Source organism: Oceanibaculum sp., assembly GCF_022449305.1.
GTDB lineage: Bacteria > Pseudomonadota > Alphaproteobacteria > Oceanibaculales > Oceanibaculaceae > Oceanibaculum > Oceanibaculum indicum.
The window spans coordinates 1-22,852 of the sequence record NZ_JAKUSO010000046.1; the positions used below are offsets into that span (position 1 = coordinate 1).

Annotated in this window: 25 protein-coding genes and 2 riboswitches; of the genes, 16 read left to right on the plus strand and 9 right to left on the minus strand. The window is 66.1% G+C overall.

Features of this window, described 5'->3' with window-relative positions:
• The 8 genes from MK313_RS13150 to MK313_RS13185 form a co-directional block, all read left to right on the plus strand.
• On the plus strand, positions 1 to 245 hold a 245-nt coding region (locus tag MK313_RS13150), incomplete at its 5' end, for a LapA family protein (RefSeq protein ID WP_287782083.1).
• A gap of 12 nt (positions 246 to 257) precedes the next feature.
• Positions 258 to 1,199 carry an ornithine cyclodeaminase family protein gene (locus MK313_RS13155; protein ID WP_287782085.1) on the plus strand — a complete coding sequence of 314 codons (942 nt, stop codon included), beginning with the start codon at positions 258 to 260 and terminating at the stop codon, positions 1,197 to 1,199.
• Positions 1,200 to 1,213: 14 nt separating this feature from the next.
• Positions 1,214 to 1,945: an orotidine-5'-phosphate decarboxylase gene (gene pyrF, locus MK313_RS13160; protein ID WP_287782087.1), complete on the plus strand. Its 732-nt coding sequence runs from the start codon at positions 1,214 to 1,216 to the stop codon at positions 1,943 to 1,945.
• A gap of 1 nt (position 1,946) precedes the next feature.
• Entirely contained in the window at positions 1,947 to 2,591 is a 645-nt protein-coding gene (locus MK313_RS13165) for a phosphoribosylanthranilate isomerase (RefSeq protein WP_287782089.1), read from the plus strand.
• 79 nt (positions 2,592 to 2,670) lie between these two features.
• Positions 2,671 to 3,894, plus strand: coding sequence for a tryptophan synthase subunit beta (gene trpB, locus MK313_RS13170; protein WP_287782090.1), 1,224 nt, complete (start codon positions 2,671 to 2,673; stop codon positions 3,892 to 3,894).
• 13 nt (positions 3,895 to 3,907) lie between these two features.
• Complete coding sequence (gene trpA, locus MK313_RS13175; RefSeq protein WP_008944011.1) at positions 3,908 to 4,750, plus strand: tryptophan synthase subunit alpha; 843 nt, start codon at positions 3,908 to 3,910, stop codon at positions 4,748 to 4,750.
• 14 nt (positions 4,751 to 4,764) lie between these two features.
• Positions 4,765 to 5,679, plus strand: a complete 915-nt coding sequence (accD, locus tag MK313_RS13180; RefSeq protein ID WP_287782092.1) for an acetyl-CoA carboxylase, carboxyltransferase subunit beta — start codon at positions 4,765 to 4,767, stop codon at positions 5,677 to 5,679.
• Positions 5,680 to 5,708: 29 nt separating this feature from the next.
• On the plus strand, positions 5,709 to 7,019 hold the full coding sequence (locus MK313_RS13185) for a bifunctional folylpolyglutamate synthase/dihydrofolate synthase (RefSeq protein WP_287782094.1): 1,311 nt from the start codon (positions 5,709 to 5,711) through the stop codon (positions 7,017 to 7,019).
• 213 nt (positions 7,020 to 7,232) lie between these two features.
• Here the strand turns inward: MK313_RS13185 and gcvPB are convergent, their stop codons facing one another.
• The 6 genes from gcvPB to MK313_RS13215 all read right to left on the minus strand — a co-directional run bounded on the left by gcvPB (position 7,233) and on the right by MK313_RS13215 (position 14,666).
• Positions 7,233 to 8,789, minus strand: coding sequence for an aminomethyl-transferring glycine dehydrogenase subunit GcvPB (gcvPB, locus tag MK313_RS13190; RefSeq protein WP_287782096.1), 1,557 nt, complete (start codon positions 8,787 to 8,789; stop codon positions 7,233 to 7,235).
• The gene (gene gcvPA, locus MK313_RS13195; protein WP_287782098.1) at positions 8,786 to 10,126 is read right to left on the minus strand and encodes an aminomethyl-transferring glycine dehydrogenase subunit GcvPA; all 1,341 of its coding nucleotides are present in this window, start codon (positions 10,124 to 10,126) and stop codon (positions 8,786 to 8,788) included. The genes gcvPB and gcvPA overlap by 4 nt, the downstream gene beginning before the upstream one ends.
• Positions 10,127 to 10,130: 4 nt before the next feature.
• Positions 10,131 to 10,502: a glycine cleavage system protein GcvH gene (gene gcvH, locus MK313_RS13200; protein WP_008944006.1), complete on the minus strand. Its 372-nt coding sequence runs from the start codon at positions 10,500 to 10,502 to the stop codon at positions 10,131 to 10,133.
• Positions 10,503 to 10,514: 12 nt separating this feature from the next.
• The gene (gene gcvT, locus MK313_RS13205) at positions 10,515 to 11,621 is read right to left on the minus strand and encodes a glycine cleavage system aminomethyltransferase GcvT (RefSeq protein ID WP_287782100.1); all 1,107 of its coding nucleotides are present in this window, start codon (positions 11,619 to 11,621) and stop codon (positions 10,515 to 10,517) included.
• A 69-nt stretch (positions 11,622 to 11,690) separates the two neighbouring features.
• Positions 11,691 to 11,798, minus strand: a riboswitch (glycine riboswitch).
• Between the two features lies 1 nt (position 11,799).
• A riboswitch (glycine riboswitch) is annotated at positions 11,800 to 11,898 on the minus strand.
• Between the two features lie 89 nt (positions 11,899 to 11,987).
• The gene (locus tag MK313_RS13210; protein ID WP_287782102.1) at positions 11,988 to 13,928 is read right to left on the minus strand and encodes a TonB-dependent receptor; all 1,941 of its coding nucleotides are present in this window, start codon (positions 13,926 to 13,928) and stop codon (positions 11,988 to 11,990) included.
• Positions 13,929 to 14,120: 192 nt separating this feature from the next.
• Entirely contained in the window at positions 14,121 to 14,666 is a 546-nt protein-coding gene (locus MK313_RS13215; RefSeq protein ID WP_287782104.1) for a hypothetical protein, read from the minus strand.
• Positions 14,667 to 14,794: 128 nt separating this feature from the next.
• On the opposite strand from MK313_RS13215, the gene ispH reads away from it, so the two are divergent.
• From ispH to rnhA, 3 genes are read left to right on the plus strand one after another with little or no spacing between them, the layout of a single operon-like run.
• Entirely contained in the window at positions 14,795 to 15,748 is a 954-nt protein-coding gene (gene ispH, locus MK313_RS13220) for a 4-hydroxy-3-methylbut-2-enyl diphosphate reductase (RefSeq protein WP_008944002.1), read from the plus strand.
• A gap of 47 nt (positions 15,749 to 15,795) precedes the next feature.
• A complete protein-coding gene (locus tag MK313_RS13225) occupies positions 15,796 to 16,776 on the plus strand; it encodes a homoserine kinase (RefSeq protein WP_287782107.1) in 981 nt (326 codons plus the stop codon).
• Positions 16,773 to 17,213, plus strand: coding sequence for a ribonuclease HI (gene rnhA / locus MK313_RS13230; RefSeq protein ID WP_008944000.1), 441 nt, complete (start codon positions 16,773 to 16,775; stop codon positions 17,211 to 17,213). Before MK313_RS13225 ends, rnhA begins: the two co-directional genes overlap by 4 nt.
• Before the next feature lie 221 nt (positions 17,214 to 17,434).
• Here rnhA and MK313_RS13235 read toward each other — a convergent pair whose 3' ends face one another.
• Positions 17,435 to 19,612, minus strand: coding sequence for a malate synthase G (locus tag MK313_RS13235; protein ID WP_287782109.1), 2,178 nt, complete (start codon positions 19,610 to 19,612; stop codon positions 17,435 to 17,437).
• Positions 19,613 to 19,750: 138 nt separating this feature from the next.
• Between MK313_RS13235 and MK313_RS13240 the strand changes: the two genes are divergently transcribed.
• From MK313_RS13240 to MK313_RS13255, 4 genes are read left to right on the plus strand one after another with little or no spacing between them, the layout of a single operon-like run.
• A complete protein-coding gene (locus MK313_RS13240) occupies positions 19,751 to 20,257 on the plus strand; it encodes a GNAT family N-acetyltransferase (RefSeq protein ID WP_287782111.1) in 507 nt (168 codons plus the stop codon).
• A 35-nt stretch (positions 20,258 to 20,292) separates the two neighbouring features.
• On the plus strand, positions 20,293 to 20,652 hold the full coding sequence (locus tag MK313_RS13245) for a RidA family protein (protein WP_287782113.1): 360 nt from the start codon (positions 20,293 to 20,295) through the stop codon (positions 20,650 to 20,652).
• Positions 20,649 to 21,008 (plus strand): RidA family protein, encoded by a 360-nt coding sequence (locus MK313_RS13250; protein WP_287782115.1) that lies wholly within the window; start codon positions 20,649 to 20,651, stop codon positions 21,006 to 21,008. The genes MK313_RS13245 and MK313_RS13250 overlap by 4 nt, the downstream gene beginning before the upstream one ends.
• Before the next feature lie 12 nt (positions 21,009 to 21,020).
• Positions 21,021 to 21,353, plus strand: coding sequence for a DHCW motif cupin fold protein (locus MK313_RS13255; RefSeq protein WP_008943995.1), 333 nt, complete (start codon positions 21,021 to 21,023; stop codon positions 21,351 to 21,353).
• A 7-nt stretch (positions 21,354 to 21,360) separates the two neighbouring features.
• On the opposite strand, the gene MK313_RS13260 is transcribed toward MK313_RS13255, so the two are convergent.
• Positions 21,361 to 21,840: an Lrp/AsnC family transcriptional regulator gene (locus tag MK313_RS13260; protein WP_008943994.1), complete on the minus strand. Its 480-nt coding sequence runs from the start codon at positions 21,838 to 21,840 to the stop codon at positions 21,361 to 21,363.
• A gap of 114 nt (positions 21,841 to 21,954) precedes the next feature.
• On the opposite strand from MK313_RS13260, the gene MK313_RS13265 reads away from it, so the two are divergent.
• Positions 21,955 to 22,224 carry a DUF6356 family protein gene (locus tag MK313_RS13265; RefSeq protein ID WP_287782117.1) on the plus strand — a complete coding sequence of 90 codons (270 nt, stop codon included), beginning with the start codon at positions 21,955 to 21,957 and terminating at the stop codon, positions 22,222 to 22,224.
• Here the strand turns inward: MK313_RS13265 and MK313_RS13270 are convergent.
• Positions 22,206 to 22,694: a ribbon-helix-helix domain-containing protein gene (locus tag MK313_RS13270; protein ID WP_121220902.1), complete on the minus strand. Its 489-nt coding sequence runs from the start codon at positions 22,692 to 22,694 to the stop codon at positions 22,206 to 22,208. The genes MK313_RS13265 and MK313_RS13270 overlap by 19 nt on opposite strands.
• Positions 22,695 to 22,852: the final 158 nt, after the last annotated feature.

Consider the following 22,852-nt stretch of genomic DNA (forward strand, 5'->3'; position numbering starts at 1 on the left):
TGTTCGTCACCATCCTTGCCATGCTGTTCCTGGGCTTCCTGATCGGGGCCGGCTTCATGTGGATCGAGGTGCTGCGCACCCGCCGCCAGATCCGCATCCTGCGCCGTGTCGCCGACCAGCAGGAGCAGGAGCTGAACCGGCTGCGCCGCGACAAGCGCCTTGCCGTCGATCCGGATGGCGTGCCCAACCTGCCCGCGGCCGGCAAGACTTCGGACACTGCCTCCACCCTGCCAACCACACACTGACCCAAAAGAATCATGCGGATCATTGATGCCGACAGCGCCGCCAGGGCGCTTCCCTACGACGCCCTGATCGAGGCGCTGCGCGCCATGTTCCGCGAGGGCTGCACCGTGCCGCTGCGCCATCATCATGGCGTCGAGGTACCGGGCAAGGCCGAGGCGACGCTGCTGCTGATGCCGGCCTGGACGCCCGGCGGCTATATCGGCATCAAGATGGTCACCGTCTTCCCGTCGAACGGCGAGAAAGGCCTGCCCGCCATCATGGGCCAGTACCTGCTGCTGTCCGGCGAGACCGGAGAGGTACTGGCGATGATTGATGGCCAGACCCTGACCGCGCGGCGTACTGCCGCCGCCTCGGCGCTGGCCGCTTCCTACCTCGCCCGCGAGGATTCGGAAAAGATGCTGATGGTCGGTGCCGGCGCGCTGGCGCCGCAGCTGATCCGCGCGCATCTGGCCGTGCGCCCCTCGCTGCGCCGCATCGCCATCTGGGCGCGCGACAAGACGAAGTCGCAGGCGCTGGCGGACAAGATGGCCGCCGAGACCGGCCGCGCCGTGACCGCCGCCGGCAATCTAGAAGAGGTGGCGCGCGAAGCCGACCTGATTTCCTGCGCCACCCTGTCGAAGCAGCCGCTGGTGCACGGCGCATGGCTGAAGCCGGGGGCCCATCTGGACCTGGTCGGCGCCTTTACGCCGGAGATGCGCGAGAGCGATGACGAGGCGGTCCGCCGCGCCAGCGTGTTCGTCGATACCCGCGAGGGCGCCCTGAAGGAGGCCGGCGACATCGTGCTGGCGGTGAAGTCCGGCGCGCTGACGCCCGATGCGATCCGGGGCGACCTGTACGACCTGACGCGTGGTACCGCGAAAGGTCGTCAGTCAGCGCAGGAGATCACCTTTTTCAAGTCGGTCGGCACGGCACTGGAAGACCTTGCCGCAGCGCAATTGGCGTACAGCCGCGCATAGGCTATAAGCGCGTCATGACCGACACCAGCGCCGCCCTCTCGCGCGTCTTCTGCGCGATCGACACCACAGACCTCGACCATGCCGCCGGACTTGCCGGCAGGCTGGGGCCGAGCCTGGGCGGCGTGAAGCTGGGGCTGGAGTTCGTCAACGCGCACGGCCCGGCCGGGGTGCGCAAGGTGGCTGAAGCCGGCCATCCGATCTTCCTCGACCTGAAATATCACGATATTCCGAACACGGTCGCCGGTGCGGTGCGCGCCGCCACCGGCACCTGCCAGCCCTTCATGCTGAATGTCCATGCCAGCGGCGGCCGGGCGATGATGGAGGCCGCGCGCGACGCCGCCGCCTCCGCCGCGCATGCCGCCGGGATCGCGAAGCCGCTGGTGATCGCCGTTACCGTACTGACCAGCCTGGACGATGCCGACCTGACCGCCGTCGGCCAGTATGGCCCGACGGTCAGCCAGGTGGTCCGGCTGGCGCGCCTCACCCAGGATTGCGGCCTCGACGGCATCGTCTGTTCGGCCCGCGAGATCACCGCCGTGCGCGCCGCCTGCGGCCGCGACTTCAAGCTGATCGTGCCGGGCATCCGCCCGTCCTGGAGCGAGACCGGCGATCAGAAGCGCATCATGACACCCGCCGACGCTATCCGCGCCGGTGCCGACTATCTGGTCATTGGCCGGCCGATCACCGGCGCATCCGACCCCGCCGAGGCCGTCGCCCGCATCGCCGCCGACATCGCGGACGCCTGACATGACGCTGGTGAAGATCTGCGGCCTCTCGACACCGGAGAGCGTCGCCGCTGCCATCGAGGGCGGGGCGGATTTCCTGGGCTTCGTCTTCTATCCGCGCTCCCCGCGCAATGTGACGCCCGATCAGGCCGCCGAGCTGACGAAGCCGGTGCCGGCTGCTGTTCGCACCGTGGCGCTGACCGTCGATGCCGATGACGTGCTGCTGGAAACCATCATCGCCGCCATGCGCCCCGGCCTGCTGCAACTGCACGGGCACGAGACGCCGGAGCGCGTGGCCGAGATCCGCAGCCGTTTCGGCACGCCGGTGATGAAGGTGCTGTCCGTCGCCAGTGCTGAGGATGTGGCGAAGGCCAGCGCCTACGAGCCGGTGGCCGACATGCTGATGTTCGATGCGAAACCGCCGAAGGAAATGAAGGACGCGCTGCCCGGCGGCAACGCGCTCCGCTTCGACTGGCAGCTGCTGGCCGGTGCGCATTTCGGCAAGCCCTGGCTGCTGGCCGGCGGGCTGACGCCCGAAAATGTGGCCGAGGCGATCCGCACCAGCGGCGCGCCGGGCGTCGATGTCTCCTCCGGTGTGGAGGACGCGCCGGGCCAGAAGTCGATCCCGTTGATCCGGGCTTTCCTGAAGGCGGCGAAGGCGGCGTGATGCCGCCCGCCTTGCGCCGGAGGGGCAAGGTCTGCATTATGCGGCGTCTCATGAACCCCAGACGAATGGCGTAGCGACGATGGCCAGTCCCATCCCCAACACCTATCGTGCCGGTCCCGATGAATCCGGGCATTTCGGTATCTTCGGCGGGCGCTTCGTCGCCGAGACGCTGATGCCGCTGATCCTGGAGGTCGAGGCGGCCTACAAGGCGGCGAAAACCGACCCGGCCTTCAAGGCGGAGTTCGACTATTATCTGAAGCATTATGTCGGCCGGCCCTCGCCGCTCTATTTCGCGGAGCGGCTGACCGCGCATTTCGGCGGGGCGAAGCTGTACTTCAAGCGCGACGAGCTGAACCACACCGGCGCGCACAAGATCAACAACTGCCTGGGCCAGGCGCTGGTCGCCAAGCGCATGGGCAAGACCGAGATCATCGCCGAGACCGGCGCCGGCCAGCATGGCGTCGCCACCGCCACGGTCTGCGCGCTGTTCGGCATGAAGTGCAAGGTCTTCATGGGTGCCGAGGATATCGAGCGCCAGCAGCCGAATGTGGAGCGCATGCGCCTGCTGGGGGCGGAAGTGGTGCCTGTCACGTCGGGCACCTCGACGCTGAAGGACGCGATGAACGAGGCGCTGCGCTACTGGGTCGCCAAGGCGGAGACGCATTTCTACATCATCGGCACGGTTGCCGGCCCGCACCCCTACCCCGCCATGGTGCGCGACTTCCAGTCGGTGATCGGCCATGAGACGCGCGAACAGATGATGGAGGCCGAGGGGCGCCTGCCCGACAGTCTGGTCGCCTGCATCGGCGGCGGCTCCAACGCCATCGGCCTGTTCCATCCCTTCCTCGACGATGCGTCGGTGAAGATGTACGGGGTGGAAGCCGCCGGCCACGGTATCGAGAGCGGCAAGCACGCCGCCTCGCTGACCGGCGGTCGTCCGGGCGTGCTGCATGGCAACCGCACCTACCTGCTGCAGAACGAGGACGGGCAGATCACCGACGCCCACTCGATCAGTGCCGGCCTCGACTATCCCGGCATCGGGCCGGAACATTCCTGGCTGCATGAGATGGGCCGGGTGAACTATGTCAGCGCGACCGACGAGGAGGCGCTGGACGCCTTCAAGCTGTGCGCGCAGATGGAAGGCATCATCCCGGCGCTGGAGCCGAGCCACGCGCTGGCCTATGTCGGCAAGCTGGCGCCGACCCTGCCGAAGGACCATCTGCTGGTGATGAATCTGTGCGGCCGCGGCGACAAGGACCTCGCCGCCGTGCTGAAGCACCTCAAAGCCCGTGGCAAGCTGTAAGGGACAAGACCTGATGAGCGCATCCGAGTCCCGCATCACCCGCCGCTTCGCCGCCCTGAAGGCGGAAGGCCGCGGCGGCCTTGTCACCTTCGTCACCGGCGGCGATCCCGATCCGGAAACCGCGCTGGCGATCCTGAAGGGGCTGCCTGCCGCCGGTGCCGACCTGATCGAGATCGGCATGCCCTTCTCCGACCCGATGGCCGACGGCCCGTCGATCCAGGCCGCCTCGCTGCGCGCGTTGAAGGCCGGCATGACGCTGGCGAAGACCATTGAGGCGGTGCGTGCCTTCCGGTCCGGCGACAACGACACGCCGATCATCCTGATGGGCTACTACAACCCGATCTATATCTATGGGGTGGAGCGCTTCCTGAAGGATGCGAAGAGCGCCGGGGTGGACGGGCTGATCATCGTCGATCTGCCGCCGGAGGAAGATAGCGAGCTGTGCCTGCCGGCACTGGAAGCCGGCATCGCCTTCATCCGGCTGGCGACGCCCACCACCGACGACAAGCGCCTGCCCAAGGTGCTGTCCAACACATCGGGCTTCGTCTATTACGTCTCCTTCACCGGCGTCACCGGCACGAAGGCCGTGGACAGCCAGCATGTCGCCCAGGCGGTCGCCCGGCTGAAGCGCCATACCGAGCTGCCGGTCGCCGTTGGTTTCGGCATCAGGACGCCGGAGCAGGCCGGCGCGGTAGCCGCCGTTGCCGATGCCGCCGTTGTTGGCACGGCGCTGGTCGACGTCATCGCCGGCCATCTGGACGAGGCCGGCAAGGCAAAGCCGGGACTAGCCGAGGCGGCGCTGGGCTTCGTCGCGAAACTGGCGGGCGGCGTGCGCGCGGCCCGCACCGCTGCATAAGGCAGGAATGACCGATGGATTGGCTGAATAACTTCGTTCGTCCGAAGATCCGCGCCCTGGTGCAGAAGACCGAGGTGCCGGACAATCTGTGGGAGAAATGCCCCAGCTGCGGGCAGATGATCTTCCAGCGCGAACTGGACGAGAATTCCCGTGTGTGCCCGCATTGCGGCCATCACATGCGCCTCGACGTGGTGACTCGGCTGAAGATGCTGTTCGACGAGGGCAGCTACAAGACCATCGACCTGCCGAAGCCGCCGCTGGACCCGCTGAAGTTCCGCGACCGCAAGCGCTATTCCGACCGCATGAAGGAAGCCCAGGCCAAGACCGGCCGGCAGGACGCCATCATCGTGGCGCACGGCACCATCGGCGGGCACAAGACCGTCATCGCCGCCTTCGATTTCAGCTTCATGGGCGGTTCCATGGGCATCGCCGTGGGTGAGGCGCTGGTCGCCGCCGGCCGGCTGGCCGTGGCCGAGGATGCGGCCCTGCTGGCGATCCCGGCCTCCGGCGGGGCGCGCATGCAGGAAGGCATCCTGTCGCTGATGCAGATGCCGCGCTCGATCATCGCGGTCGAGATGGTGAAGGAAAAGGGCCTGCCCTACATCGTGCTGCTGACCGACCCGACGACCGGCGGCGTCACCGCCTCCTTCGCCATGCTGGGCGACATCCACATTGCCGAGCCGGGCGCCGTCATCGGCTTCGCCGGTGCCCGCGTCATCGCCGAGACCATCCGCGAGCAGCTGCCGGTCGGCTTCCAGCGCGCCGAGTATCTGCAGGAACATGGCATGGTGGACATGGTGGTGCCGCGCAAGGAGATGCGCGACACGCTGGCCCGCGTGCTGGGCCTCCTGCGCAACAAGCGCCCGACGCCGCGCATCGCCCCCCCCAGCACCCAGGCCAGCGCCCAGGCAGCGAGCGCCAGCCGGTAAGTTCCGCAATCAGGAAAGGGCGACTCAAGGTGGCAACAGGTTTGGCGCCGGCGGCCCCCGAGACGATCCTGGAGCGGCTGCAGAAGCTGCATCCGAAACTGATCGACCTGTCGCTGGACCGGATGCACCGGCTGCTGGCCGCACTCGGCCATCCCGAACGCGCGCTGCCGCCGGTCATCCATATCGCCGGTACCAACGGCAAGGGCTCGACGCTGGCCTATCTGCGCGCGATCTACGAGGCGGCGGGCTACAAGGTCCATGCCTACAGCTCGCCGCATCTGGTGCGCTTCAACGAACGTTTCTACGTCGCCGGCGCGGAGATCGATGACGCACCGCTCGCCGCCATCCTGGAGGAATGCGAGCGCGCCAATGGCGACGCGCCGATCACCCTGTTCGAGATCACTACGGCAGCCGCCTTTCTCGCCTTCTCCCGCACGCCCGCCGATGTGCTGATCCTGGAGACCGGGCTGGGCGGACGGCTGGACGCCACCAATGTGGTGGACCGCCCGCTGGCGAGTGTCATCACCTCGATCTCCATGGACCACATGCAGTATCTGGGCAACACGATCCAGGCCATCGCGGGCGAGAAGGCGGCGATCATGAAGCCGGGCGTGCCGGCCATCCATGCACCGCAGCGCTTCGCGGAAGTGCCCGGCGTGCTGGAGGCCTATGCCGCAAAAATCGGCGCGCCGGTGCGCCGGGCCGGCACCGAATGGAACTCCCGGCAGGACGGCGACGCACTGGTCTATGACAGCGGGCACGGCACCCGCCGCCTGCCGCTGCCGGTACTGACGGGCCTGCACCAGATCGACAATGCCGGCACCGCCATCGCCACGGTGGAGGCCGCGATGGACCGGCTGCCGGTCGGCGCGGCGGACATCGCGCAGGGGCTGCGCACCGCCCGCTGGCCCGCCCGGATACAGCACCTGACGCGCGGTCCGCTGGTGGAAGCACTGCCGCCGGGCTGGGAGCTGTGGCTGGATGGCGGGCACAATGCCGATGCCGGCCGGATGCTGGCTGCGACCGCCCGCGCGCTGTGGGCCGACCGGCCCTTGCATCTGGTCTTCGGCATGCTGGACACCAAGACGCCGCTGGATTTCCTCACGGCCTTCACCGGCCTCGCCGGTCATGTGCGGACCGTGGCAATCCCGGGCGAGGCGCATTCGCTGAGCGCCGCGCAGAGCGCCGCCATGGCGCAGCAGGCCGGGCTGGCGGCCGAGCCGGCGGACAGCGTCGCGGAGGCCGTTGCCGATATCCTGCGCGCGACTGACACGCCGGCGCGCATCCTGATCTGCGGCTCGCTCTACCTCGCCGGCCATGTGCTGGCGGAGAATGGGTAGGTTTTCACGGGCTGGCCTCTGCAACTTTCTCTTGTCACCCCCGGGCTTGACCCGGGGGTCCAGGGGCGGTGCACTGCCTGTGTCGTCTCAGAACGGGGCCCCTGGATTGCCGGGTCAAGCCCGGCAATGACAGCGGGAAGGTGAATAATCCGCACAAAAGAAAAAGGGCGCTCCCTCGGAGCGCCCTTTTTCATTTTATCCGAACCGCAAACCTCAGTCCGCTGCGTCCTTCGACTGCTCTTCCGGCTTCCAGCGCAGCACCGGCTTGCGGGCGGCCGAGGTTTCGTCCAGCCGGCGGCGCGGGGTGAAGCGCGGCGCCTGCTTGAACCACTCGGCCTGATCGCCCTGCTTCGCCTTCTTCGCGAGGCCGGCGAGCACGGCGATGAACTGGTCGATCGCCTCCTTACTCTCGGTCTCGGTCGGCTCGATCAGCAGGGCGCCGTGGACGACCAGCGGGAAATACATGGTCATCGGGTGATAGCCCTCATCGATCATCGCCTTGGCGAAGTCGAGCGTGGTGACGCCGGTTCCCTTCAGGAAATCGTCGTCGAACAGCGCCTCATGCATGCAGGGGCCATCGAAGGCCGGCGACATCTCGTCCTTCAGGCAGGCCAGGATGTAATTGGCGTTCAGCACCGCATCGTTGGCGACCTGGCGTAGCCCGTCCGCCCCGTGGCTCATCATGTAGGTGAGCGCGCGCACGAACATGCCCATCTGGCCGTGGAAAGCCTTCAGCCGGCCAAAGCCGTCCTCCGCCGCCCCCTCGCTCTCGACCACGCTGTAGCCGTCCTTGCCGTGCACGACATAGGGCACCGGCACGAACTTCGCCAGCGCCTCCGACAGCACGACCGGGCCGGCGCCCGGACCGCCGCCGCCATGCGGGGTGGAGAAGGTCTTGTGCAAATTGATGTGCATGGCATCGACGCCGAGATCGCCCGGGCGCACGCGCCCGACGATGGCGTTGAAGTTCGCCCCGTCGCAGTAGAAATAGCCGCCGACCGAATGGATCAGCTCGGCGATTTCGATGATCTCGCTCTCGAACAGCCCGCAGGTGTTCGGGTTGGTGATCATCACCGCCGCGACATCCGGCCCCAGCTTCGCCTTGAAGGCCTCGATATCGACGCGGCCACGCTCGTTGGCCGGGATCGGATCGACGGTATAGCCGCAGGCCGCCGCCGTAGCGGGGTTGGTGCCATGCGCCGATTCCGGCACCAGCACGCGGGTGCGGCGCTCGCCCTTGGCCTCGATGGCAGCGCGGATCGCCATCATGCCGCACAGCTCGCCATGCGCGCCGGCGGCCGGCGACATGGCGACGGCCGGCATGCCGGTCAGCGTCTTCAGCCAGTGCGCCAGCGTGTCGATCAGCTCCAGCGCGCCCTGCACAGTAGAGACCGGCTGCAGCGGATGCACGTCCGAGAAGCCCGGCAGGCGGGCCATCTTCTCGTTCAGCCGGGGATTATGCTTCATCGTGCAGGAGCCCAGCGGATAGAGCCCGGCATCGATGGCGTAGTTCTTCTGGCTGAGGCGGGTGTAGTGCCGCACCACCTGCGGCTCCGACAGGCCTGGCAGGCCGATAGCGCCCTTGCGCGCCAGCCCGCCCAGCTTGCTCTCCACCTTCGGCACGTCCGGCAGATCGACACCGGTGCGGCCATCCTCGCCCTGCTCGAAGATCAGCGGCTCTTCCAGCTGCAGGCCCAGATTGCCGGTCATGGTCGGCATGTTCTCCGCCGCCCCCTCGAAGGAGGACAGCGCCTTGCTCCAGTCGCTCATGACAGCACCTCGCTGAGGCCCTTCGCCAGGGCATCCATATCGGCTTGCGTGTTCACTTCGGTGGCAGCGATCACCAGCAGATCGTCATGGCCGGGGATCAGGCGGGAGACCGGGATGCCGGCCAGGATATGTTTCGCCGCCAGCGCCTCGACCACCTGCGCCGCCGGCTTCGACAGCCGCACGGTGAATTCGTTGAAGAAGCTGTCCGTCAGCACCTCCACGCCCTTCACGCCGGCCTGCTTGCCAGCCAGCGTCACCGCAGCCGCATGGTTCAACTCGGCCAGCCGGGTGAAGCCCGCCTCGCCCAGCAGCGACATGTGGATGGTGAAGGCCAGCGCGCACAGGCCTGAGTTCGTGCAGATGTTGCTGGTCGCCTTCTCGCGGCGGATATGCTGCTCGCGGGTAGACAGGGTCAGCACCCAGCCGCGCCGGCCGGTGGCGTCCACCGTCTGCCCGGCAAGGCGGCCCGGCATCTGCCGGACATATTTCTCCTTGGTGGCGAACAGGCCGACATAGGGGCCGCCGAAATTCAGCGCATTGCCGATGGACTGGCCCTCGGCCACCACGATGTCCGCGCCCATCTCGCCCGGCGATTTCACCGCGCCCAGCGAGACGATCTCGGTCACCGCGACGATCAGCAAAGCACCCTTGGCCTGGCAGGCCTCGGCCAGCTTCGTGAAGTCGGTCAGATTGCCGAAGAAATCCGGGTTCTGCACGACAACGCAGGAGGTGGCTTCGTCGATCTTGCCGATCAGATCGTCAGCCCCCTTAGGATCGATCTGGCCGGTGACCGCCTCGAAATCCAGCAACTTGGCGTGAGTCTCGATGACCGCGCGGTACATCGGATGCAGATTGCCCGACAGCACCGCCTTGTTGCGCCGGGTCACGCGGTTCGCCATCACCACCGCCTCGGCGGCGGCGGTCGAGCCGTCATACATGGAGGCGTTGGCCACATCCATGCCGGTGATCAGCGCCACCTGGGTCTGGAACTCGAACAGGTACTGCAGCGTGCCCTGGGTGATTTCCGGCTGGTAGGGCGTGTAGGAGGTCATGAACTCGCCGCGCTGGATCAGGTGATCCACCGAGGAGGGCACATGATGCTTATAGGCCCCGCCGCCGACGAAGAACGGCACGCTGCCGGCGGTCACGCTCTTCGCCGCCATGGCGGAGAGCGCGCGATCCACTTCCAGCTCGCCCATGTGATTGGGCAGCCCCTCGATCGGCTTCTTCAGCCAGGCGGCCTCCGGCACGTCACGGAACAGGCTATCGACCGAGGGAACGCCGATGGCGGCCAGCATGGCCCGCCGGTCGGCCTCGGTCAGCGGTAGGTAGCGCATGGGATCAGAGCCCTTCCACGAAGGCCTTGTAGGCGGCCTCGTCCATCAGACCGTCCAGCTCACCGGTATTGCTGAGCTTCATCTTGAAGAACCAGCCCTTGCCGTGCGGGTCCTCGTTCACCGTGCCGGGAGCGGCTTCCAGATCGCCATTGGCCTCGGTGACCTCGCCGGTCAGCGGGGCATAGACCTCGCTGGCCGCCTTCACCGATTCGACCACGGCTGCCTCGCCGCCCTTGGTCACCTTCTTGCCGGGGGCCGGCAGTTCCACGAACACGACGTCGCCCAGCTGCTGCTGCGCATAGTCGGTGATGCCGACAGTGGCGATATCGCCGGCGATTTCGACCCACTCATGGTCCTCGGTGTATTTCCTGGTCATGCTGCGCAACTCCTAGCCGCGGTGATAACGATGGGGGGTGAAGGGCATGGACGCCACCTTGGCCGGCAGCGCCTTGCCGCGTACCATGGCGTTGATGTCCGTACCCTCGGAAGCAAAAGCCGTCTCGACATAGCCCATGGCGACAGGGCCGCCGACGCTGGGGCCGAAGCCGCCGCTGGTGATCTCGCCGATCCTGCGGCCCTCGGCATCCGTCAGCTCGGTATGCTCGCGCGCCGGGGCGCGTCCTTCCGGGCGGATGCCGACGCGCTTGCGCGCGGTACCGTTCTTCAGCTGGTCGAGAATGATGTCGGCGCCGGGGAAGCCGCCTTCCTCGCGCCGGCGCTTGCCGATGGCCCAGGCGAGGTCGGCCTCGATGGGCGTGGTTCCGGTGTCGATGTCATGGCCATAGAGGCACAGGCCGGCTTCAAGGCGCAGCGAATCGCGCGCGCCCAGGCCAATCGGCATCACCTCCGGCTGGTCGAGCAGCAGCCGTGCCAGCTTATCGGCCTTGTCCTCATCGACGGAAATCTCGAATCCGTCCTCGCCGGTATAGCCGGAGCGGGTGACCGTGCACCAGATGCCGCCGATCTCGACCCGCGCGCCACCCATGAAGGTCAGCTCGCAGGCTGCCGGCCCCAACCGCGCCATCACGGCCTTGGCCGCCGGTCCCTGCAGCGCCATCAGCGCGCGCTCGAACATCACCTCCAGCGTGACGCCGGACGGCAGGTGCGCGCGCATATGCTCAATGTCCTGGGTCTTGCAGGCGGCGTTCACCACCAGGAACAAATGATCGTTGAAGCGCGTGACCATCAGGTCATCCAGGATGCCGCCCTGTTCGTTGGTGAACAGGGTATAGCGCTGGCGGCCCGGCTTCAGTGCCTGGATTTCGCCTGGCACCAGCATTTCCAGCGCCTTGTCGGCGCCCTCGCCGGACAGCTTCACCTGGCCCATGTGCGAGACGTCGAACAGGCCGGCCTTGTCACGGGTATGCAGATGCTCGGCCATGATGCCGGCGGGATACTGCACCGGCATTTCGTAGCCGGCAAATTCCACCATCTTGCCGCCCAGTTCCCGGTGCAGGGCGTTCAGCGGCGTGGTCAGCAGCGTATCGGCACTCATGGGCAACGGTCCTTCCCGACAGGTCATAGTACCGGTCGGCGCGGACAGCGCCTTTTCCAGACCGGCACCCCCTCTGTCGTCGAACCTGAGAGATTGACCGCCTCCGCCCTCAGGACGGAACACGGCTTTCACCTTGGGTGAGGCACGCCGCCTTCTGCGCGCCTGCTTTCCAGAGAGTCCTTCCCCTGCGGTCCTTCTGCCTGAGAGTTTCCGGGGTGGATTGCTCCTTCGGCGCCGGCCGCGCAGACGCGCTGCCGATCTCTCCCGCAGGGTTCAGCGGACTGCGGGCAAGATGTGACGGGGCGATGCGAAAGTCAACGCGAGTCTGGCAGCCGCATCGACTCTCACACCGCCCTGTCAGCAAGGCTAGAAGGTGTAGTCGGTGCCGATCCAGAACACGGTGCCGAGATTGCCGCCATCATTGGCCGTGGTGCCGACGATGGTGGAGCCGAAAGTGCGCTCGTCGAACACATTCTCGACCCTGGCGCGCAGCGCCCAGTTCGGCTGCACCTTCCAGGAACCGCCGATATCGAGCTTGGTGAAGCCCTCGCGCTCGGTGATGGTGCCGTCCAGATTCTCAGCCTCGTAGCCGCCGGTATTATAGGCCAGCCCCCACAGGGTGACTTGGTCGGTCACGGCATAGGTCGCCTGGACGCTCAGCTGATAGTCCGGCAGCGACACGCCATTGGTGCCGAAGAAGATGTTGCCATTGGCGTCGCTGCCATCGGCCCGCGTCGCCTTCATGTCCAGGATCTGGAAATAATTGGCGGTGAAGGTCAGCTTCTTGCTGGCACGCCACAGCACTTCAACCTCCAGCCCCTGCTGGTCCACCGTCATGCTTTCGATGGCGCCGGCATTCCGGCGCGGCACGCCGTCCTGCTCTGTGTCGAACAGCGCGACGTCGAGATGGCCGAAGCTGAAATCCTGCCGCACGCCGATCTCGTAGGTCAGGGATTCGACGATCTCGTCACCGGCACCCACGGAATTCAGCGCATCGCTGCCGAAATTGCCGTACTTCTCGAAGAAGCGGTTATAGCCGGTGGCGACGGAAGCCCGCACCCGCGTATCCGGCAGCACGCTGTAGGCGGCGCCCAGCTCGTAGGACCAGATCCTGTCCTCGGCCAGCGTATCCGCCTGTTCCACGCCGTTCAGCTTCACGTCGTTCTCGAACCAGGTGTGGCGCACACCGGCGGTGACCGCCAGATTGTCGTCGAAACGCAGCGTGTTGATCGATTTCAGCGCGACATCGGTGAAATTCGCATCCCACTGATTGTCCCGCAGATATTCGGTGCGCTTCAGCTCGCCGCCGACCGTGCCGAGATACTGCACGCGGTCGCTCAGCGGCACGTCCAGATAATGATCGGCGAACAGGATGTTGTTGTTGATCTCGCGGTCGCGGCTGCGCGCGGCCCACAGCGTGTGGCTGTCATTGTGGAACAGGCCGGCGCGGATGCTATGTGTGTCGGACAGCCGATGGTCGGCGGTCAGCGCCAGCACGTTGGAGGAGGAGCGGATCGCCTCCTCATTGCCGCTGCGGATGATGTCGGGCTCGGAGCGGTTCATGATGCCCAGCAGCTCGACTCGCGTATCCTCGCTGAAATTGTAGCCGAACTTGCCGAGGCCGCCGCGCACATGCTGCGCGTCCAGATTCTCGGGATCGCCATCATAGGCGGCCTGCAGCCAGCTACCGGCGACGTAATAGTCCCACTTCTCCGTACCGTGCGCGACTTCCGCCTGGGTGTTGGCCTCCATGGCGGAACTCAGGTCCAGCGACACTGCCGCATGGTCCTTGTAGCCGCGGCCGGACTTGATGCGGGTCTCCAGCACGCCGCCATCCGTCCCGTCGCCATAGCCGACGGCGCGGCCGCCGCGCAGCACGCCGATGCTCTCGATCGCGATGGAAGGGATGGTGGTGTTGGTGTAGCCGCCGCCTTCCTGGTCCGCCGCCTTGAAGGCCGGCAGCCCGTCGATGGAGCGCGAGGCGCCCCAGTCGCCGGAGGTGCGGATCTTGCTGCCGCCGCCGAAACGGTCGCCGGTGCCCGGCGGGTTGATGATGCCCAGCGTGGAATAGCGCAGCGCATCGCCAGTGTTCACCGGGTTCAGGTTCTGAATGACCGAACCATCGACATAGCTGTTGCTGCGGGCCGATTCGCCGGCCGACTCGACGCTCTGCCGGACCGATTGCGAGCTGTGGATGGTGCCGCTTTCGACCACCACAGGCTCCAGATTATAGGTCTCCGCCGCCGCCGTACCAGCCAGGCAGGCGAGGAAGGCAGCCTTGCCGGTTGCCTTAACCATGCGCTTCATTTCGTCAGCCCCTCCAATTCCAGGATCGCGGCCCCCGCCGCGTTGCAGCGACCCTATGAAGGGAGTGATTTAATTGCAACTGATTCTTAGTTTTAGTCGCAATAAAAGATACTAATCATCAAGCGGCCCTGAAACGAAAAGGCCCCGGCGGGGTGCCGGGGCCGTCTGGAAACGCGGGGATGAAGGGGAAAGTCAGCGCCGGGTGCGGCGCATATTTTCCTGCACCTGCGCCTCGCTGAGCTGGAACCCCAGCAGCACGCGGTAGGCCGGCCCCTGCTTCAGGTCGGCCAGCGGAATGCGCTGCTCCAGCGCGTCGGTGAAGAGCGCCCGGCTCTGGTTGCCCTCGAACGTCACCTCGACCGGGAAGACGCGCTTTGCCACCACCGCGCCGTCCGGCGCCTGAATGGCCGAGAAATATTCAAGGCGGACAACCCGTTCCTGATTGGCCGGGCCGCGGGCGATCTGGATCGGGATGGTAATCGCCACCCGCAGGGCATCGTCGTCATAGACGCATTCGCCGGCCAGATCGCCGATCCGGGCCTCGAACAGCACATCGGTTAGGTCGCGCCCTTCCCCCGGGCGGTACTGCGTCACCCGGTCCAGATTGGCGACGACACGCGCATCCGGGCAGGCCGGCGGCGGCGCCGACGGGCCAAACAGCGAACCGCAGCCGGCCAGCAGCAGGGCCGGCAGCGCGACGAGGGCGAAGAGGCGCGGGAAACTGGTCGGTCGGGTCATGTAACGGCGCTGCCCATGGCTGGAGCGGAAAAGGGACCGCCCCTCTATAGCCTGTCCCGCGCTTCGCCGCAAAACCCGGTTTCACCCTTGGGCCGGCTGTATTAGGGTGGCGCCAGGTCACGCACCATATGAATGAGATGACAAAACCGCCCCTGACCCTCCTGCTTGCCGGCCCGCGCGGCTTCTGCGCCGGGGTTGACCGCGCCATCCAGATCGTCGAACGATCGCTGGAGAAATTCGGCGCGCCGGTCTATGTGCGCCACGAGATCGTGCACAACCGGTTCGTCGTGGAATCGCTTGAGAAGAAGGGTGCGGTCTTCGTCGAGGAGCTGGACGAGGTGCCGGTGGACGCGCCGGTCGTGTTCTCCGCCCATGGCGTGCCGAAATCGGTGCCGGCCGAGGCGGAGCGCCGCAAGATGGTCTATCTCGACGCCACCTGCCCGCTGGTCAGCAAGGTGCACCGCGAGGCTGAGCGGCATTTCGCGGCGGGGCGGCTGATCCTGCTGATCGGCCATGCCGGCCATCCGGAAGTGATCGGCACGATGGGCCAGCTGCCCGACGGCGCGGTGCGGCTGATCGAGACCGTCGCCGAGGCCGAGACCATCGAGCTGCCGGCCGACCGCGAGATCGCCTATGTGACGCAGACCACCTTGTCGGTGGACGATACCGCCGGAATCATCGCGGCGCTGCGCAAGCGCATCCCGCAGCTCGCCGCGCCGAAGCAGGAGGATATCTGCTACGCAACCACCAACCGGCAGCAGGCAGTAAAGGCGATTGCCGCGCGCTGTGAGGCGATCCTTGTGATCGGTGCGCCGAATTCCTCCAACTCCAAGCGGCTGGTCGAGGTGGCGCGCGTCGCGGGCTGCCCGAAAGCCATGCTGCTGCAGCGCGCCGACCAGATGGACTGGTCCTTCCTGGACGGCGTGACGCGGCTGGGCGTGACCGCCGGCGCCTCCGCGCCCGACGTGCTGATCGAGGAACTGATCGATGCCTGCCGCCAGCGCTTCGACGTGACGGTCGAGGAGGTGATCACGGCGGAGGAAGATATCCATTTCAAGCTGCCCAAGGCGCTCAGCGCATGACTGGGCTCCGGCACATCGCTCCCGTCTCCTTCACCGTGCGCTGATCCATGGCCGTCTATACCGCCGTCTCCGACGAGGATTTGCAGGCATTCGTCGCCAGCTACGATATTGGCGAGGTGACCAGCTTCGCCGGCATCGCCGAGGGCGTTGAGAATTCCAACTTCATGCTGCGCACCACCACCGGCAGCTACATCCTCACCCTCTACGAAAAGCGGGTGAATCCCGAGGATCTGCCATTCTTCCTGGGGCTGATGGAGCATCTGGCGGCCAAGGGCATGGCCTGCCCAACGCCGCTGCACGACCGCGAGGGCCGCACGCTGCGGACGCTGAACGGCAAGCCGGGGGCGATTATCAGCTTCCTGGACGGCATGTGGCCGCGCCGCATCCAGCCGCAGCATTGCACGGGTGTCGGCATCGCGATGGGCCAGCTGCACACCGCCGGCGCCGATTTCACCATGACCCGCCGCAACGGGCTCACGCTGGAAGACTGGCGGCCGCTGTTCGAGAAGTCGGAAGGCCGTGCCGACGAGGTCTGCCCCGGCCTTGCCGACATGCTGCGCCGGGAACTGGATTACCTGGAGGCACACTGGCCGCGCGACCTGCCGCGCGGCGTCATCCATGCCGATTTGTTTCCCGACAATGTGTTCTTCAAGGGCGCCGAGCTGAGCGGCGTCATCGACTTCTACTTCGCCTGCACCGACGCGCTGGCCTATGACATCGCGGTCTGCCTGAACGCCTGGTGCTTCGAGCCGGATGGCAGCTTCAACATCACCAAGGCGCGCCTGATGCTGAGCGCCTATGCGCGGCTGCGCCAGCCGAGTGAGGCCGAGATCGCGGCGCTGCCCGTACTATGCCGCGGGGCGGCGATCCGCTTCCTGCTGACCCGGCTCTATGACTGGCTGAACCATCCCGAAGGCGCCTTCGTGAAGCCGAAGGACCCGATGGAATATGCCCACAAGCTGCGCTTCCACCAGCGCGCCAGCGGCCCCGGCGATTACGGCATCACCGCCGCAGCCGCCGCGCAATGAGCCAGCCCATCGTCGAGATCTATACGGATGGCGCGTGCAGCGGCAATCCGGGACCGGGCGGCTGGGGGGCTATCCTGCGCTATGGACGGCACGAGAAGGAACTGTCCGGCGCGGAGCCCGCGACCACCAACAACCGCATGGAGATGACGGCGGCGATCATGGCGCTGGAGGCGCTGACGCGGCCTTCCACGGTGGAGCTTTATACCGATTCGACCTACCTGCGTGACGGCATCCTGAAATGGCTGCCCTCCTGGAAGAAGCGCGGCTGGCTTACCGCGGACAAGAAGCCGGTGAAGAATGTCGATCTCTGGCAGCGGCTGGAGACGGCGCTGGGGCCGCACCGCGTCACCTGGCACTGGGTGAAGGGCCATGCCGGCCACCCGGAGAATGAACGCGCCGACAAGCTGGCCGTCGAGGCGATCAAGCAGGTGCGATAGGGAATTTTCTCCCCTCACCTGTCATCCACGCCACCCGCATTCAGCTCCACCCGTCACCCCCGGCCTTGTGCCGGGGGTGACGGGTGGAGGAACGGCGCCGCAGGTGATTCCAATTTCTTTCCCTCTCCCCTGGAGGGAGAGGGTTGCGCAGCCTTGTGAGCGAAGTGAGCTAGGCGGAGCTGGGTGAGGGGGGCCAAGCACCAAGTCCTCACCCTGTACACCTACTTCCCGAACTTCGCCTTCGCCTCGATGCGGCGGCGGTGCAGCACCGGCTCGGTATAACCATTCGGCTGCTCGCGGCCCTTGAACACCAGGTCGCAGGCGGCGGCGAAGGCGACGCTGCCGTCGAAATCCGGCGCCATCGGGCGATACAGCGGGTCGCCCGCATTCTGCTTGTCGACCACGGCGGCCATGCGCTTCATGGTTTCCATCACCTGCGCCTCGCTGGCGATGCCGTGATGCAACCAGTTGGCAATGTGCTGGCTGGAGATGCGCAGCGTCGCGCGGTCCTCCATCAGCCCGACATTGTTGATGTCCGGCACCTTGGAGCAGCCGACACCCTGGTCGATCCAGCGCACGACATAACCCAGGATGCCTTGCGCGTTATTGTCCAGCTCCTGCTGCACCTCCTCGGGCGACCAGTTCGGCCGGTCGGCCAGCGGAATGGTCAGGATGTCGTTCAGGCTGGCGCGCGGGCGGCTCTTCAGCGCCTCCTGCCGGGCCGCCACATCGACCTTGTGATAGTGCATGGCGTGCAGGGTGGCCGCCGTCGGCGAGGGCACCCAGGCGGTGTTGGCGCCGGCCATCGGATGGCCGATCTTCTGCTTCAGCATTTCCGCCATCATGTCCGGCATGGCCCACATGCCCTTGCCGATCTGCGCCCGGCCGCGCAGGCCGCAGGCCAGGCCGGTATCGACGTTCCAGTCCTCATAGGCCTTGATCCAGGATGTAGCCTTCATGTCGGCCTTGCGGATCATCGGGCCGGCCTCCATCGAGGTATGCATCTCGTCGCCGGTGCGGTCGAGGAAGCCGGTATTGATGAACACCACCCGGTCCTTCGCGGCGCGGATGCACTCCTTCAGATTGACGGTGGTGCGCCGCTCCTCGTCCATGATGCCCATCTTCAGCGTGTTGGGCTTCAGACCCAGCACCTGCTCGACACGGCCGAACAGCTCGTTGGCGAAGGCGACTTCCTCCGGCCCGTGCATCTTCGGCTTCACGATGTACATGGACCCGGCGCGGCTGTTGGCGAGGCCGCCCTTGCGCTCCAGATCGACGATGGCGATCAGCGCGGTCATCACGCCGTCGAGGATGCCTTCCGGCACTTCCTTGCCGTCCTTGTCCAGCACCGCATCGATGGTCATCAGATGGCCGACATTGCGCACCAGCATCAGGCTGCGGCCCGGCAGGGTGAGGCTGCCGCCGGTCGGCGTCTTGTAGGTGCGGTCCGGGTTCAGACGACGCACGACGGTCTTGCCGCCCTTCTCCAGCTCCGCCGTCAGCGTGCCGTTCATCAGGCCCAGCCAATTGCGATAGACGGCGACCTTGTCCTCGGCATCGACGGCGGCGATGGAATCCTCGCAGTCCTGGATCGTGGTAACGGCCGATTCCAGCACGACATCGGCGATCTTCGCCAGATCGGTCTTGCCGATGGGGTGGCTGGCATCGATGCGGATTTCCGCATGCAGCCCATTATGCGACAGCAGGACCACGGACGGGGCGTCGGCCTCGCCCTGATAACCAGCGAACTGCGCCGGACCCTTCAGACCCGTCTTGCTGCCGCCGGTCATGGCGACCGCCAGCCGGCCGCCCTCGACCGCATAACCGGTGGCATCCTTGTGGGAACCTGAAGCCAGCGGGAAGCTGTCATCCAGGAAGGTACGGGCATAGCCGATCACCTTCTCGCCGCGCTTCGGATTATAGCCGCCGGAACGGGTCGCCCCATCCTCCTCCGAAATCGCATCGGTGCCGTACAGCGCATCGTACAGGCTGCCCCAGCGCGCATTCGCCGCGTTCAGCGCATAGCGGGCGTTCATCACCGGCACCACCAGCTGAGGGCCGGCGATCCGGGAGATCTCCGGATCGACATTCTCGGTGGAGACGGCGAAGTCCGGCCCCTCCGGCAGCAGATAGCCGATCTCCTGCAGAAAGGCCTTGTAGTCGGCCAGGTTGAAGGGCTTGCCCTTGCGCGCCTTGTGCCAGGCATCGATCTTCGCCTGTATCTCGTCGCGCTTCGCCAGCAGGGCACGGTTCTTCGGCGCCAGATTGTGCACGATGGCGTCCAGCCCGGCCCAGACATCGGCGGCCTTGCGCCCGGTCTGCGGGATCACCTCGTCATTCACGAAATCGTACAGTACCCTGGCGATCTTAAGACCGCCGACCTCGACACGCTCGATCATGCCCGCCTCCATCCGGCTTGTTTCATGGCGTTGTTCTAAGCCAACGGTACAGGCTGACAAGCCGGTTTTCCCAACAGGCGGAAATAAATCTCATTTATTTTTCTTGGGCCGTGCATCCGGCTCGCGTATTCGGATCACATGACCGCAACCGACCTCTGGCGCCCGATGACACCATCCGACCTGCCCGCCGTGCAGGCTGCGGGAGAGATCGTGCATCCGCTCTATCCGGAATCGCCTGCGGTAGCGGCGGAGCGGCTGATGCTCTATCCCGCCGGCTGTCTGGTAGCGGAACGGGACGGGCAGCTGCTGGGCTATGCGGTCAGCCATCCGGCGCTGCTCGGCCGGCCGCCGGCGCTGGATTCGCTGCTGGGCCGCCTGCCGGTGAGGCCGGACTGCCTGTATCTGCATGACATCGCCCTGCTGCCTGCGGCGCGCGGGCTGGGGCTGGGGGCGGCGCTCGTCGCCCTGCTGCTGAGACTGGCGAAGGCGGAGGGATTGCCCCTGCTGGCCCTGACAGCGGTGAACAATTCCGCCGGCTACTGGCAGCGCCAGGGCTTTACGCCGCATCAGCCCGATGCCGTGCTTGCCGCGAAGCTGGCCAGCTATGGTGAGGATGCGCTGTATCTGGTACGCGCCGTGGATTAGCCTCTCTCCCGAACGCTTAACCAAGGGAGGCTCCAATGAGCATCGAACGCATCGACATCACCACCGGCCCCGGCCCGATCATGAGCCGCACCGTCATCCATGGCGACATGGTCTATCTGTGTGGCCTGACCGCCAAGGATCGCAGCGCCGATGTGAAAGGCCAGACGCAGGAAATCCTGAACACCATCGATTCCTATCTCGCCAAGGCCGGCACCGACAAGTCGAAGCTGCTGACCGCGCAGCTCTGGCTGAAGGACATGAAGGATTTCCAGGCGATGAATTCGGTCTGGAACGCCTGGGTCGATCCGAAGAACCCGCCGGCCCGCGCCTGCGTGAATGCCGAGATGGCATTCCCCGACATCCTGGTCGAGATCATGGTGACGGCGGTAAAGTGACCCTGCCCGAACGATTCGGCATCATCGCGACGGAGCGGCTGTCGATCAGCCTCGGCACCGCCCATCGCGGTTTTGTCTCGGTTTGCACCGTGCCGTCCGACACCAGTGCCGGCATCGAGGGCCAGGTCGCCCAGGTGCTGGCAACGCTGGACGGGCTGCTGGCAGAGGCCGGGACCGGCAAGTCCCGGCTGCTGACTGCCACAGTCTGGCTGCGCCGGATGGCCGATTATCCGGGCATGGTGGCGGCGTGGAACCGCTGGGTCGATCCGGCGAATGCGCCGGCCCTGACCTGCTGCCGCGCCGACATGGCCCGCCCGGACATATTGGTCGAGATCAAGCTGACCGCCGCGCGCTGAAAGGATGACCCGATGAAGATCCCCGCCCTGCCCTTCACCGCGACCGACTGGTCCAAGGTGCCGGCCACCCGCCACCCCGGCGAGACCGGCGAGGCGCTGTGGCGCACGCTGGAGGTCGGCGACATCCGCATCCGAATGGTGGAATATTCGCCCGGCTACCTGGCCGATCACTGGTGCGACCGCGGCCATATCCTGCTGGTGCTGGAGGGCGAGCTGGAAAGCGAGCTGAAGGACGGCCGCAAGAATGTGCTGACGCCGGGCATGGGCTATCAGGTCTCCGACTTCGGGGATTCTCCGCACCGTTCCTCGACGCGCACCGGGGCGAAGATCTTCATCGTCGATTGAAGGCAGCCTACTCCGCGTAATCGAGCGGGACGGCGGTGGTGTATTTGATGACCTCCATCGCGAAGCTGGAGCTGACATCGGTGATCTGCGCGCGCTGGATCAGCCGCTTGTAGAAGGCGTCATAGGCCGCGATATCGGGCACCAGCACACGCAGCAGATAGTCGATCTCGCCGCTCATCCGGTAGAACTCCACCACTTCCGGGAAGTCGCGCACGGCCCGCGAGAAACTCTCCAGCCATTCCGCATCGTGCCGGCTGGTGCGCACCGCGACGAACACCGTCACTCCGACATTCAGCTTCTCCGGGTCCAGTAGCGCCACCCGGCCACGGATCACGCCCGCCTCCTCCAGCCGCTGGATACGCCGCCAGCAGGGCGAGGGCGACAGCCCGACCTCGCGCGCGATTTCCGCCAGCGACAGCGAGGCATCCTCCTGCAGTACAGCAAGAATTCGCCGGTCCAGATCATCCAGAGGCACAGTTTTCTTCATATGGAGAATTATGAAGAAAATTTTTCTGCGATCAGCCGAAATTTGACGGAAATTCGCAAATTCTTTTGCGAGCGCTGGGATATCCTATGAAAAACAAGCTTCTAGGAGGCCTTCATGTCCCTGCGCACCCTCTTTACCGAACATCCGAAATCGGTCGGCGAAAGCTATTTCGAGCATATGGGGATGGCCTTCTCCTTCTCCGGGCGCATGCTCGTCGCCGGGCTGGCCTGTTTCATCCATGGGGTGTTCCCGTTCCTGTGCGTGAAGACCGGCTCGATGGCGATCACCGAACTGCATGGCCGCATGGTCACCAACCGCAGCAAGCTGGACCGCCAGCAGGTATCGGCTGCCCCCCAGGGCGCCCATCAGGGTGCCGGCGACTGATCATCCCCGTGATCGCCCTGGACGGCGCGAGCTGACTCGAACCGGCTCAGCGCTTCCTCGAAGATCGTCGGAAATCCGTGCTGCGGCCCGTCGGAGACCGATCCATTGCCCGGTCTGGCCGCCGCCTTTTCCCGCCGGCTGGTTGAAAGCCGGAAATACAGCAGGGAAAACGTCCGCAGGGACGAGGCAAGGCTGTCGCTGTTGCGCCGCGACTCCACCGCATCGCAGACCGCATCGATTGCCATTTCCTCGCGTGCGCAGATATCCGCCAGCGCATCCCAGATCGCAACCTCAAGGCTGACGCTGGTCCGGCGGGCGGCGACCCGGACATTGCGGCGCACCCGTGCGCCATTGCGCAGGCTGCCTTCCCCGCCGAAACTCAGCCCTGTCTTCCGCTTCCGACGGTCTTGTCCCGCACCGTCTGCCGTGCCGTCCGCCGACCCGTCCCCGTGTCGTCGCCCCTTGCGCATCGCCCCGACCCCATCGCGGCCAAACGCCCCTTTTTAGGCGCGGCCCAGAGTTGCACACAATCGTAGGGCTACTTTGCAGCAATCGACACAGGGGCACAACCCTGCGTATCAAACGTGGGCAAGGATCGCTTTGAAGTTGATAGCCTGCGAGTCGTTAT

Bases quoted from the DNA above. Each gene is read 5' to 3' on its own strand.
- MK313_RS13165 (WP_287782089.1), top strand. From the start codon at position 1,947: ATGACGCTGGTGAAGATCTGCGGCCTCTCGACACCGGAGAGCGTCGCC.
- MK313_RS13235 (WP_287782109.1), bottom strand. From the start codon at position 19,612: ATGATCGAGCGTGTCGAGGTCGGCGGTCTTAAGATCGCCAGGGTACTG.
- MK313_RS13210 (WP_287782102.1), bottom strand. From the start codon at position 13,928: ATGAAGCGCATGGTTAAGGCAACCGGCAAGGCTGCCTTCCTCGCCTGC.
- rnhA (WP_008944000.1), top strand. From the start codon at position 16,773: ATGAGCCAGCCCATCGTCGAGATCTATACGGATGGCGCGTGCAGCGGC.
- MK313_RS13225 (WP_287782107.1), top strand. From the start codon at position 15,796: ATGGCCGTCTATACCGCCGTCTCCGACGAGGATTTGCAGGCATTCGTC.
- MK313_RS13240 (WP_287782111.1), top strand. From the start codon at position 19,751: ATGACCGCAACCGACCTCTGGCGCCCGATGACACCATCCGACCTGCCC.
- gcvPA (WP_287782098.1), bottom strand. From the start codon at position 10,126: ATGCGCTACCTACCGCTGACCGAGGCCGACCGGCGGGCCATGCTGGCC.
- gcvH (WP_008944006.1), bottom strand. From the start codon at position 10,502: ATGACCAGGAAATACACCGAGGACCATGAGTGGGTCGAAATCGCCGGC.
- trpB (WP_287782090.1), top strand. From the start codon at position 2,671: ATGGCCAGTCCCATCCCCAACACCTATCGTGCCGGTCCCGATGAATCC.
- MK313_RS13215 (WP_287782104.1), bottom strand. From the start codon at position 14,666: ATGACCCGACCGACCAGTTTCCCGCGCCTCTTCGCCCTCGTCGCGCTG.
- trpA (WP_008944011.1), top strand. From the start codon at position 3,908: ATGAGCGCATCCGAGTCCCGCATCACCCGCCGCTTCGCCGCCCTGAAG.
- MK313_RS13270 (WP_121220902.1), bottom strand. From the start codon at position 22,694: ATGCGCAAGGGGCGACGACACGGGGACGGGTCGGCGGACGGCACGGCA.
- gcvPB (WP_287782096.1), bottom strand. From the start codon at position 8,789: ATGAGCGACTGGAGCAAGGCGCTGTCCTCCTTCGAGGGGGCGGCGGAG.
- MK313_RS13260 (WP_008943994.1), bottom strand. From the start codon at position 21,840: ATGAAGAAAACTGTGCCTCTGGATGATCTGGACCGGCGAATTCTTGCT.
- ispH (WP_008944002.1), top strand. From the start codon at position 14,795: ATGAATGAGATGACAAAACCGCCCCTGACCCTCCTGCTTGCCGGCCCG.
- accD (WP_287782092.1), top strand. From the start codon at position 4,765: ATGGATTGGCTGAATAACTTCGTTCGTCCGAAGATCCGCGCCCTGGTG.
- MK313_RS13155 (WP_287782085.1), top strand. From the start codon at position 258: ATGCGGATCATTGATGCCGACAGCGCCGCCAGGGCGCTTCCCTACGAC.
- MK313_RS13265 (WP_287782117.1), top strand. From the start codon at position 21,955: ATGTCCCTGCGCACCCTCTTTACCGAACATCCGAAATCGGTCGGCGAA.
- pyrF (WP_287782087.1), top strand. From the start codon at position 1,214: ATGACCGACACCAGCGCCGCCCTCTCGCGCGTCTTCTGCGCGATCGAC.
- MK313_RS13255 (WP_008943995.1), top strand. From the start codon at position 21,021: ATGAAGATCCCCGCCCTGCCCTTCACCGCGACCGACTGGTCCAAGGTG.
- gcvT (WP_287782100.1), bottom strand. From the start codon at position 11,621: ATGAGTGCCGATACGCTGCTGACCACGCCGCTGAACGCCCTGCACCGG.
- MK313_RS13245 (WP_287782113.1), top strand. From the start codon at position 20,293: ATGAGCATCGAACGCATCGACATCACCACCGGCCCCGGCCCGATCATG.